Origin of the sequence: Peptoniphilus indolicus ATCC 29427 (genome assembly GCF_000227315.1) — a bacterium.
In the GTDB taxonomy this organism is placed as follows: Bacteria; Bacillota; Clostridia; order Tissierellales; family Peptoniphilaceae; genus Peptoniphilus; species Peptoniphilus indolicus.
Window position 1 is genome coordinate 41,404 of record NZ_JH165065.1, and the last position, 11,381, is coordinate 52,784.

At 32.8% G+C, this 11,381-nt stretch carries 13 protein-coding genes; 10 read left to right on the forward strand and 3 right to left on the reverse strand.

The genetic code is table 11. The features are described from left to right. The 7 genes from HMPREF9129_RS08675 to clpB all read left to right on the forward strand — a co-directional run. Nucleotides 1-453 (forward strand): GntR family transcriptional regulator (locus HMPREF9129_RS08675; protein WP_257009247.1); only part of this gene is annotated, 453 nt, incomplete at its 5' end. Further along, on the forward strand, nucleotides 434-1,291 hold the full coding sequence (locus tag HMPREF9129_RS08680; protein WP_004822632.1) for an ABC transporter ATP-binding protein: 858 nt from the start codon (nucleotides 434-436) through the stop codon (nucleotides 1,289-1,291). The genes HMPREF9129_RS08675 and HMPREF9129_RS08680, both read left to right, overlap by 20 nt. Further along, nucleotides 1,272-1,898, forward strand: a complete 627-nt coding sequence (locus HMPREF9129_RS08685; RefSeq protein WP_004822633.1) for an ABC-2 transporter permease — start codon at nucleotides 1,272-1,274, stop codon at nucleotides 1,896-1,898. Before HMPREF9129_RS08680 ends, HMPREF9129_RS08685 begins: the two co-directional genes overlap by 20 nt. Next, on the forward strand, nucleotides 1,891-2,508 hold the full coding sequence (locus HMPREF9129_RS08690; protein WP_004822636.1) for an ABC-2 transporter permease: 618 nt from the start codon (nucleotides 1,891-1,893) through the stop codon (nucleotides 2,506-2,508). The genes HMPREF9129_RS08685 and HMPREF9129_RS08690 overlap by 8 nt, the downstream gene beginning before the upstream one ends. Before the next feature lie 25 nt (nucleotides 2,509-2,533). Then, nucleotides 2,534-3,235, forward strand: coding sequence for a CPBP family intramembrane glutamic endopeptidase (locus HMPREF9129_RS08695; protein ID WP_004822637.1), 702 nt, complete (start codon nucleotides 2,534-2,536; stop codon nucleotides 3,233-3,235). Between the two features lie 272 nt (nucleotides 3,236-3,507). Continuing rightward, a complete protein-coding gene (locus tag HMPREF9129_RS08700) occupies nucleotides 3,508-4,419 on the forward strand; it encodes a DnaJ domain-containing protein (RefSeq protein ID WP_004822639.1) in 912 nt (303 codons plus the stop codon). A 4-nt stretch (nucleotides 4,420-4,423) separates the two neighbouring features. Further along, nucleotides 4,424-7,003: an ATP-dependent chaperone ClpB gene (gene clpB, locus HMPREF9129_RS08705; RefSeq protein ID WP_004822640.1), complete on the forward strand. Its 2,580-nt coding sequence runs from the start codon at nucleotides 4,424-4,426 to the stop codon at nucleotides 7,001-7,003. 18 nt (nucleotides 7,004-7,021) lie between these two features. Here clpB and HMPREF9129_RS08710 read toward each other — a convergent pair whose 3' ends face one another. The 3 genes from HMPREF9129_RS08710 to HMPREF9129_RS12500 all read right to left on the reverse strand — a co-directional run bounded on the left by HMPREF9129_RS08710 (nucleotide 7,022) and on the right by HMPREF9129_RS12500 (nucleotide 7,943). Beyond that, entirely contained in the window at nucleotides 7,022-7,213 is a 192-nt protein-coding gene (locus HMPREF9129_RS08710) for a hypothetical protein (protein ID WP_004822643.1), read from the reverse strand. Nucleotides 7,214-7,484: 271 nt separating this feature from the next. Then, on the reverse strand, nucleotides 7,485-7,760 hold the full coding sequence (locus HMPREF9129_RS08715; RefSeq protein ID WP_004822646.1) for a hypothetical protein: 276 nt from the start codon (nucleotides 7,758-7,760) through the stop codon (nucleotides 7,485-7,487). Nucleotides 7,761-7,811: 51 nt separating this feature from the next. Then, nucleotides 7,812-7,943: a hypothetical protein gene (locus tag HMPREF9129_RS12500; RefSeq protein WP_257009249.1), complete on the reverse strand. Its 132-nt coding sequence runs from the start codon at nucleotides 7,941-7,943 to the stop codon at nucleotides 7,812-7,814. Between the two features lie 407 nt (nucleotides 7,944-8,350). Between HMPREF9129_RS12500 and HMPREF9129_RS08720 the strand changes: the two genes are divergently transcribed. Genes HMPREF9129_RS08720 through HMPREF9129_RS08730 form a run of 3 tightly spaced genes read left to right on the forward strand, consistent with a single transcriptional unit; the run spans nucleotide 8,351 to nucleotide 11,324 of the window. Continuing rightward, nucleotides 8,351-9,493, forward strand: a complete 1,143-nt coding sequence (locus tag HMPREF9129_RS08720; RefSeq protein WP_004822648.1) for an acyl-CoA dehydrogenase — start codon at nucleotides 8,351-8,353, stop codon at nucleotides 9,491-9,493. A 15-nt stretch (nucleotides 9,494-9,508) separates the two neighbouring features. Further along, complete coding sequence (locus HMPREF9129_RS08725; protein ID WP_004822651.1) at nucleotides 9,509-10,303, forward strand: electron transfer flavoprotein subunit beta/FixA family protein; 795 nt, start codon at nucleotides 9,509-9,511, stop codon at nucleotides 10,301-10,303. A gap of 13 nt (nucleotides 10,304-10,316) precedes the next feature. Next, on the forward strand, nucleotides 10,317-11,324 hold the full coding sequence (locus HMPREF9129_RS08730; RefSeq protein WP_004822653.1) for an electron transfer flavoprotein subunit alpha/FixB family protein: 1,008 nt from the start codon (nucleotides 10,317-10,319) through the stop codon (nucleotides 11,322-11,324). Nucleotides 11,325-11,381 lie beyond the last annotated feature (57 nt).

The following is an 11,381-nucleotide window of genomic DNA, read 5'->3' on the forward strand; positions in this document are numbered from 1 at the left end:
TTTTGGGTGTTGACATATAATATACACACTTATACAATGTATATATACAGTATATACGGTAGGTGCGAAATGAAAATAATAATTTTAAATTCAAGTGATGTACCAATTTATGAACAAATAGAAAATGAAATAAAAAGGCTGATTGCAGTAGGTGAGCTAAGGCCTGATGATGCTTTGCCGGGAATGAGAAGTTTGGCAAAGGATTTAAAAGTTTCTGTGATAACTACTAAACGTGCGTATAACGACTTGGAAAAGGATGGGTTTATATACACGGTTTCTGGCAGGGGAAGTTTCGTAAGTAAGGTAAATCACGAAGACATCAAAGCGGATAGTGTTCAGAAGATTAGGGAACTGTTAGCTGATATTTTGAAAATATGCAAAACGTCAGGGATTAACAGGGAAGAAGTGTTTAATTTATTTAAAGAGGTGGAAGATGAAAGCTTTAGAGATTAAAAATTTAAATAAGGAGTATAAAGATTTTTCATTAAAGGATGTAAATTTTTCCATTGAAGAGGGGACGATTATGGGCCTTGTCGGAGCAAATGGGGCAGGTAAGAGTACAATTATAAATTGTATACTTGGCATTACTAAGTTTAGTGGAGATATAAAAGCTTTTGGAAAGGATATAGACAATTTTGTCAAACAAGATATTGGTTTTGTAATTGATGAGGCTTTTTTAAGTAAGCAGATAAATGCGCTACAAGCGGATAAAATTTATAGGAACATCTATAAAAATTGGGACTCTGATAAATTTTTTGGATATATTGAAAAGTTTGAAATAACAACGAATAAAAAGTTTGAAACTTTTTCTAAAGGGATGAAGATGAAGTTTAAAATTGCAATTGCATTGTCTTCCAATCCAAAGATATTGATTTTAGATGAGCCAACAAGTGGACTTGACCCTGTTGTAAGAAGTGAAATTTTGGATATTTTATTAGATTTTGTGCAAGATGAAACCAATTCAGTTTTGATTTCATCTCATATCACTGGAGATTTAGAAAAGATAGCAGATTACATCACGTATATAGACAATGGGGAAGTTATTTTATCTGAAGAAAAGTATGAATTGTTTGAAAATTTTGGAATTTTAAAATGTAGTCACGAAGAGATAAATAATTTTAAGGAGTATATAGTTAAAGTTAAGAATGAAAAGTATTCTACTAATGCTCTTATAAAAAATGTAAATGAGTTTAGAAAGTCATATCCTAATTTTAGCGTAGATAAGGCCGGTATCGAGGATATAATGGTATTTTACAAACGAGGTGGAGATTATGAAAGCCTTAATGCTTAAAGATTTCTATATTTTTAGAAAAACTATGTTGTTTCAATTGATTATCATACCACTAAGTCAACTTTACTTTATTATTAAAATTTTTAATGAGGGAGCAAATCCTGCAAATATATTACCGGTATGTATATTGCTTCAGATTGTATTTGTAATGTCTGTTGGAGGGATTGTTTTAACTGAAGGGGCTGAAAAGGTTAGGGAATATTTAAGGGCGACACCAATTGGTGAAAGAGAATATTTAAAAAGTAAATTTATAACTCAATTTTTAATGGTTTTATTTATAAGTTTTGTTGAAATAGGAATTTTTTATGGTATTTCAAGAAACTTGTTGATAGTCGGGACTTTAGCTTTTACTGCTTGTCTATGTTATTTTGTTAGTTTGCTTTATATCTTCTTCAGTTTAAAACTTGGCAAGAATTATGTAACAGTGTTGCCTGTAGGTTTATATTTTATAGCTTTTATTTTAAGTGCTAACTTTCCAAATTTATTATCTGATTTTGTAACGAGCAGTTATATCTTATATTTTGGAATGTTTATTTTCTTACTTGATGTAGTACTTAATAAATTATTTTTTAAAATTCTTTTAAAGGAGTTGGAAAATTATGAGTAGTGCTATACTTCAAAAAAATTGGATTATTATAAAAAATGTTCCAATGAAAATGCACATAGGTCTATTCGCATTTATGTTTTTGTTTGCATATATAACCAGAACTGTACTCGGGCCTATGATAGGTTTAAACATTTATTTTTTAAATTTAATGATAGAAATTTTTAAAGAAGATGAACAAAATGAAAGTTTTAGATATATAAAAGGACTTCCAATTTCAAATGTAAAAATTGTAAATTCAACGTATGTCAGCTATTTGAGTTTGGTTTTTATAGGTTTTGTTTTATCGGGGGTTATAGGTTTTATAGGTATGCTTTTTGGAATAGAACTTGAGGAATTATACGGATTACCTATTGTAGGTGGAATTTTGATGGTAATATACAGCTCTATGATTCCAATTTGTTTTAGGTTTAAAGTCAAATGGGCGCTTGGCATATTTATGTTGTACATTTTAATCTATGCGATTATAGTTGCTGCGATATTATTTGGGTTTGGAATTTTTAATGGGAATTATGATGTGAAGAGTTTATATATGATAGTAGGCTCATCGGCAATTGTAATGTTTATTCTCAACTATATTTTGTCTATTGTGTTTGTAAAGAATTATAAGTAACGATATAATCTTTACAGGGGGAAATATGGAAGAGTTTGAAAAAGAAGATATTTTAGTTGAAGTTAAAGAAGAAAGATACCCTCTTGGAGAAGTAAGTATTTTAAGATGGGTTATAGCGTTGATAATTTTGAATTGCTCGTTTTTTATAATGGAAATTTTTCCTGAAAAAACATGGTTGGCGGTTATGTTCCTTGTGGGTCCTATAGTTTCTTTATTTGTGTTAGGACATAAATCTTTTAGAAGATTATTTAAAGGACCTAAGTTAAGGGATATACCGGTAGTTTTTGGAATGACTGTACTAACTATTTTGGTTGGTGTAATATCTAGTATAATTCTTGAGCGATTTGGAAGTGTTGATAACCCGATTGTTGGGATTGCAAATGAGGACAATATAAAATACATTGCCATTTTATTAATGGTGCAACTTGTAATAGAAGAGATATTTTTTATAATTTGGTTTTTATTTTTATACCATAAGGCTAAGTTTGAAAAAGAGTCGACAAGAGAAATTTTTGCATGGGTTGTTTCATCTTTAATCTTCGGAGCTATGCACTTATCAACGTATAATTTTAATATAGTCCAAGCTGTTATAGGAATAGGTATAGTTAGGTTTGTTTTATCTGCTGTATATATTAGAAGAAAAAATTTAACTTTGGCATATATTGTTCACTTTTTATATGATATTTTAATTATATTAGCAGTGGTTACAAGTGCAAATATGCAGTAAAATTTAATTTGGTTTATCGAAAGATTTATTTTGATAAACCATTTTTTTATTGGGTAAGATTGTATGGAAAGATTAGATATTGAAATAAAGTTGTGTGAGATTTATATAATCTACATAAATAAAAAATATGATTTTAACTTAAAACAATCTAGAATTAAATTATAAAATAAAAGTGAAATAGTTAAATAAAAATCTGTGGATAACTATTGCAAATTTAGAAATAGCGGTGTATAATTTAATAAGGTCAAAGAAGGTCAAAATAGGAGGCAAAAGTGAAGTATAGAGATTATTATGAAATATTAGGTGTAAATAAAAGTGCAAGTGAGAAAGAAATTAAGTCTGCTTATAGAAAACTTGCTAAAAAATACCATCCGGATTTAAATGGTGGGGATGAAAAGGCTCAAGAAAAATTTAAAGAAGTTAGCGAAGCGTATGAAGTTTTAGGAGACCCTGAAAAAAAGAAAAAGTATGATACTTTTGGGTCCAGTTATGATTTTTCTAACGGAGCTAATTTTGACCCTTCTCAATATGGTTACTCTTATTCTTCAACGGGAAATGGAAATTTTTCTGATTTCTTTGAAACATTCTTTGGCTCAGATGACAGGAGTAGCAGGGGAGGATTTAATTTTTCAGACATTTTTTCTGATTTAGGGGGAAGGTCGAAGAGAAAATCGAATTATAGGCAACAATACAATACTGAAATTAGCATATCTTTAAAGGAAGCATATCATGGAACAAATAAGCACATGGCTCTTTCTTTGAATGGGAAAAATATCGAAGTTGATGTAAAAGTACCGGCGGGTATAACTCCGGGCAAGAAGATTAAAGTCAATGGAGAAAAATATGGTGTGATGGGAGATATTTTATTTAAAATCGATATTCACACTTCAACAACTGAGTCGTTTGATGGTTTGAATATAACTAAGGAAGAGGAAATTTATCCTTGGCAAGCGGCTCTTGGGGACAGCATTGTAATTGACAATATAGATGGAAAAATAAAGGTGAAGGTTCCAAAGGGGTACAGGGGAACTGGAAAAATGAGAATTCCTAAAAAAGGATTTAGGGATATGAAAGGTAACGTTGGGGATTTATATTTGAAGTTTAACATTGTAAATCCTACAAATCTTTCTGAAGAGCAACTTAGACTTTATGAGGAGTTAAAGAAAATTAGTACAAGGGAGTGAAATTATGAATTTTGAAAAATATACTAAAAAGTCACTTGAAGCTATACAAAATGCGCAAAATCTTGCAAGAGAGTACGGAAATCCTCAAGTGGATGAAATTCATTTGAATTACAGTTTGGTAAATGATGAAGATGGTTTAATACCGAGGATACTGAAGTATATGGGAGTAGATACTAGTGCTTTTAAGAATGAGCTGATTAATAAAATTTCAAAACTTCCTAAGCAATCAGGAACTGTATATTCATCTAAAGATATAAGCAAGGCTCTTGTTGATTCTGAAGAGATTGCCAATAATTTTCAAGATGATTATGTTTCAGTAGAGCACATTTATTTGGCGCTACTTGGTCTTAAAAATACTAATTCAAGTGAAAGTTTAAAAAAATTTAATATAACTAAGGAGTCTTTTTTAGCGGCGCTACAAAAGATAAGGGGCAATCAACACGTAAGAACTGACAATCCTGAAGACACTTACGACGCTCTTGAAAAATACGGAAGAGATTTGACAGCTGAGGCAAGACAAGGAAAGATGGACCCTGTAATCGGACGTGATGAAGAAGTTAGAAATGTTATAAGAATTCTTTCAAGACGTACAAAGAACAATCCTGTTTTAATTGGTGAACCGGGGGTTGGTAAAACTGCAATTGTTGAAGGTTTGGCTCAAAGAATTGTAAAAAAAGATGTGCCTGAAGGATTGAAAGATAAGACTATAATATCTCTTGATATGGGGGCTTTAGTTGCAGGGGCAAAGTATAGAGGAGAGTTTGAAGAGAGATTAAAGGCTGTACTTTCTGAAGTTGAGAAATCTGATGGAAAGATACTCCTATTTATAGACGAAATTCACAATATAGTCGGAGCAGGTAAGACAGAAGGAGCGATGGACGCTTCAAATCTTTTAAAACCGATGCTTGCAAGGGGAGAACTTCACGCAATAGGGGCTACAACTCTTGATGAATACAGAAAGTATATTGAAAAAGACCCTGCACTTGAAAGAAGATTTCAAAAAGTTATGGTTCAAGAGCCAACTGTTGAGGATACAATTTCAATTCTAAGGGGTTTGAAAGAAAAATATGAAATCTACCACGGAATTAGAATTGCAGATTCAGCTGTAATTGCTGCTGCGACACTTTCTGATAGATATATAACAGATAGATTTTTACCGGATAAGGCTATTGATTTAATGGACGAAGCTTGTGCAATGCTTAGAACTGAAATCGACTCAATGCCAACTGAAATTGATGATGTAAGACGTAGAATTCTACAACTTGAAATAGAAAGAGAAGCGCTTAAAAAAGAGACAGACAACTACTCTAAAAAACGTCTTGAAGAGCTTGAAAAAGAACTTTCAGAGGAAAAGTCAGAGTTTGATAATTTAAAGGCAACTTGGGAAAGTGAAAAGCAATCTTTAGACAAAGTAAAAGATTTAAAGAGCAAGATAGATGAAGTTAAGTATGAAATTGAAAAAGCTGAGAGAGAGTACAATCTTGAAAAACTATCAGTTTTAAAATACGGAGAACTTCCTAAGTTGGAAGAAGAGTTAAGAGAGAAAGAAGCTCAAAATCAAGTTGAGTCTTCTATGGTCAAAGAAGTTGTAACTGACCAAGAGATTGCTCATGTTGTCTCAAGATGGACTAAAATTCCTGTTGAAAAACTTGCTGAAACTGAAAGGGATAAGTTGTTATCGATGTCAGATATACTACATCAAAGAGTTGTTGGACAAGACGAGGCAATTGAAGCTGTTTCAGATGCTGTGTTGAGACAACGTGCGGGGCTTAAGTCAGAAAACAGACCAATAGGTTCGTTTATATTCTTAGGGCCAACTGGAGTTGGTAAGACAGAAACTGCAAAGGCACTAACTGAAATTTTATTTGATGATGAAAAGAATATGATAAGAATTGATATGAGTGAGTACATGGAAAAACACTCTGTATCAAGACTTGTAGGTTCTCCTCCGGGATATGTAGGCTATGATGAAGGGGGACAACTCACTGAAGCAGTTAGAAGGATGCCGTATTGTGTTGTCTTATTTGATGAAATTGAAAAGGCACATCCGGATGTATTCAACATCTTATTACAAGTTTTAGATGATGGACGTCTTACTGATAACCAAGGCAGGACAGTTGATTTTAAAAATACTGTTATAATCATGACTTCAAATATAGGCTCATCATATCTGTTAGACGGAATAAATTCTGACGGAGAAATTTCACAAGAGGCAAGAGATGCAGTTGACTCTCAAATGAGAATGAGCTTTAGACCTGAGTTTTTAAACAGAGTTGATGAAATTGTATTGTTTAAACCTTTGGTTAAGGAACAAATTTATGAAATCATCAAGAAAACTGTAGAGCATATTGAAAGCAAGCTTGCCGATAGAAATATTGAAATAGAAGTTACAGATGAAGCAATGAGATTTATTTTAGATGCGTCATATTCTCCACAATACGGAGCAAGACCTGTAAAGAGATATATTCAATCTACTCTTGAAACAGAACTTTCAAAGCTTATTATAAAAGGCGAAGTTTATGAAAATTCTAAAGTTAAAGTAGATATAGAAGATGAGAAATTAAAACTAAAAGTTGAAAATTAAAAAATTAGCAATCGGAACTCAAACCGATTGCTTTTTTAGTTGCTGTATATTTTTCATAAGTGTAGCGTAGTCAAACCAATTTATCTTTCCATCTTTAAATTGAAACTTTAATGGGAAAGATATAGTTTTATCATTAGAATTTAATACTAATTCTACAGTAAGGCCATCATCAGACTTTTCAAAGCTACCTATTTTATAAGATATATTCATATCTTTTAAATAGAAACATGGTATTACACGGGAATTTACGAATTTGTCCAGAGCTTTATCGGTCAAAAATTCTTTGAAAGGCTCTAAGACTTTATGACTATCTTTGGAACTGATGATTTCTTCAATTTTTTGCCATTCCGTCTCACTATAATTAGCTTGATTAAAATATGTAGTTAAAAATCATCAACCAAATTTTCATTATTTTTGCCAGAGCAAGAAATTAGAACTAGCATTGTGAAAATTAGTATAAGAATATTTTTTATTTTCATAATCAATAATAAAGATGACAATTTGGAACAGTCGCTCCATTAGTAAATCTTATAGATTCCGGTGGTGCCTCCATAATAGTCCCTATGTCACTTAACGAACTCACATCCCATCTTGAACGCATACAATATTTACCAACATATCCTGTAAGTAAAGGATCAAATTCAGTTACTAATACTTCATTACAATATTTGCATTGCCAAGCAGCTCCATTGAAGATAGTACGTCTATTTCCATAACGGTCTACTTCAATCAATTTACCCCAACCATTACTAATCATGGTATGAGAACCTCTACCAGGACATGCATCTACAACGAAGGGAACGATTTCCTAACCGGGATTAAAACTTACAAAGCTAATGTTATTAAGATTATATTCTTCTGTAGATACATTTGAATTTGCAAAAACTACGTTGAAAAACATAAGTAATAGAATAATATTGAGAAATAAGAATCTTTTCATGTGTACCTCCCAATTTTTATATAACTTATAGAGTAAACTTCTTACAAATTAAGTATAATGTAGAGAATAATTTTGTAAAGTAAAATTAAAAAGCAGTAACCACAAACGGTATTTGTAAATTATATTTTATTTATTGAGATGATATAAGAGGTATGTTATTATTCTTGTAAAGGGAAAAATTTATACATTTATTTTGTAGAAGAGAACTGTGATTTATTGATTAGTTTTAAGTGTCAGAGAACACGATACATATTTCAAACTCTAATTAAGAGTTAAGATAGCAATCAAATTTTCGGATTGTATTCTAAAAATCATTGTTGTATTTTTAACAAAGAATGTTATAATTGTACTCAAGTGTGTTATTTTATTAACACGTATTAACCACGTTATATTAAGGGGGATATTAAATGGATTTTACAATGGACAAAGAGCACTTACTTCTTAGAGAAATGTACCGCTCTTTTACTGAAAATGAAATCGAACCATTTGCACAAGAGGTAGATGAAACTGAAGAATTTCCAAAGGAAAATCTAAAGAAACTTGCTAGATATGGTTTCTTCGGAATTCCATTTCCAAAGGAATACGGTGGACAAGGGGGAGACTACTTAGCTTATGCTATGGCTGTTGAAGAACTTTCTAAAAAATGTGCAACAACAGGCGTTGTAGTTTCAGCTCACACATCACTTTGCTGTGCTCCTATTTTTGAAAACGGTACAGAAGAACAAAAGAGAAGATTCTTACCGGATTTATTAAGTGGGAAGAAAATTGGAGCTTTTGGTTTAACTGAACCGGGAGCTGGTACTGATGCATCAGGACAACAAACAACAGCTGTTCTTGATGGAGATGAGTATGTACTTAATGGAACAAAAATATTCATAACAAATGCAGGATTTGCCGATACTTTTATAGTAATTGCAATGACTGATAAATCTAAAGGAAATCGTGGGATTTCGGCTTTCATAGTAGAAAGAGGAACTCCTGGATTTAGAGTTGGGGAACCTGAAATCAAAATGGGTATCAGAGGATCTTCAACTTGTGAGTTGATTTTTGAAAACTGTAGAATTCCTAAAGAAAACCTACTTGGAAAAGAGGGCAAAGGATTTAAAGTTGCTATGAAAACTCTTGACGGAGGTAGAATCGGTATCGCTTCTCAAGCACTGGGAATCGCTGAAGGAGCTATTGACGCAACTGTTGATTATGTTAAGGAAAGAAAGCAATTTGGTAAGAGACTTTCTCAATTCCAAAACACTCAATTCCAATTAGCTGATATGAAAACTAAAGCAGATGCAGCACAACTTTTAGTTTACAGAGCTGCCTGCGCTAAACAAAATAAAGAAGCATATTCTCACTTAGCTGCAATGTGTAAGCTTTTCGCATCTGAAGCAGCATCTGATGTAACAAGACGTTGTTTACAATTATTCGGTGGATATGGTTATACAAGAGACTATCCAATTGAAAGAATGATGAGAGATGCTAAGATTACAGAAATCTATGAAGGAACTTCTGAAGTTATGAGAATGGTAGTTTCTTCATGGATGGGTGTAAACTAAGGAGGTTATTTAAAGATGAAAATAGTTGTTTGTGTTAAACAAGTACCAGACACTAACGAAGTAAGACTTGATCCTGTAACTAATACTCTTATTAGAGATGGTGTACCAAGTATTATAAATCCTGATGATAAAGCGGGACTTGAAGTAGCTTTAAAAATTAAAGATAATGACCCTGAAAATGTACATGTAACTGTACTTTCAATGGGGCCTCCTCAAGCTGAAGTTGCTCTTCGTGAAGCACTTGCAATGGGAGCTGATGAAGCAATCTTAGTATCTGACAGAGCTTTTGGTGGAGCTGATACTTGGGCTACATCTTGTACTATAGCTGGAGCTCTTGAAAATCTTGAGTATGATTTAATCATAACAGGACGTCAAGCAATTGACGGGGATACTGCACAAGTTGGTCCTCAAATTGCTGAACATATTGGAATTCCTCAAGTTTCTTATGCTGAAAACGTAGAAGTAAACGGAGACACAGTTACTGTACAAAGACAATTTGAAGATAGATATCACATCATTGATGTTAAAATGCCATGTTTGATTACAGCTTTAGCTGAAGCGGCAAGCGCAAGATATATGACTGTTGGTGGAATATATGAAGCTTACCAAAAAGAAGTTAAAGTTTGGGGATTAGAAGATATTAAAGAAAACTTAGATTTAGCTAATATCGGTCTAAAGGGTTCACCTACAAAGGTTAAGAAGTCATTCCCTAAACAAGGTAAGGGCGAAGGCGTACTTTTAAAAGATTTATCAGCTGATGAAGCAGCTCAAGCAATTGTAGCTAAACTTCAAGAAAAGTACATTATCTAAAGGAGCTTGTGAAATGTCAAAAGATGTATACGTATTTATAGAACAAAGAGATAACAAAATTCAAAAAGTTGGTATAGAACTTCTTGGAAAAGCTCGTGAACTGGCTGATGCACTTGGACAAGAAGTAGTAGGTATTCTTCTTGGAGAAAGTGTAAAGTCTGAAACACCAGTGCTTTTTAAACATGGAGCAGACAAAGTTATAGTAGTAGAAGATGAAATGCTAAAGGAATATGTAACAGAACCTTATGCAAAGGCAATCTTTGAAGTAATCAAAGAAAATGAACCTGAAATTGTTCTTTATGGAGCAACTTCAATTGGTCGTGACCTTGCACCAAGACTTGCTGCAAGAATTCACACTGGACTTACTGCTGACTGTACTAAACTTGATATAGATGAAGAGTCTAAGAACTTACTTATGACTCGTCCGGCTTTTGGTGGAAACATCATGGCTACAATCATTTGTGAAGATTTCAGACCACAAATGGCGACTGTAAGACCTGGAGTTATGCAATCAGTTACTGTAGATAACCCTAAATCAGAAGTTATCGAAAAGAAAGTAGAATTTACTGCTGCTGATATGAACGTAACTATCAGAGAAATCAAGAAGAGTGAATCTAAGAAGAAAGATATCACTGAAGCTAATATCTTAGTTTCCGGTGGTCGTGGACTTGGTGGTCCGGAGGGATTTGATGAACTTGATAAACTTGCAAGAGAACTTGATGCTGAAATTTCATCTTCAAGAGCTGCAGTAGATGCTGGATGGATTGCAAAAGACCGTCAAGTAGGACAAACAGGTAAGACTGTAAGACCGGAACTTTACTTTGCAATGGGTATTTCTGGAGCTATCCAACATTTAGCCGGTATGGAAGATTCTGATCTTATCATCGCAGTTAACAAGACTGAAGATGCACCAATCTTTGATGTAGCTGACCTTGGAGTTGTTGGAGATATCAACGCTATAGTTCCTAAACTTGTTGACATCATCAAGAAGGAGAAAGCACTTAAAGAAGAAATTAAATAATTAAATTAATTTTAAGGCCTGAGTGGAAAGTTCAGGTCTTTTTTATTCTAGAAATAA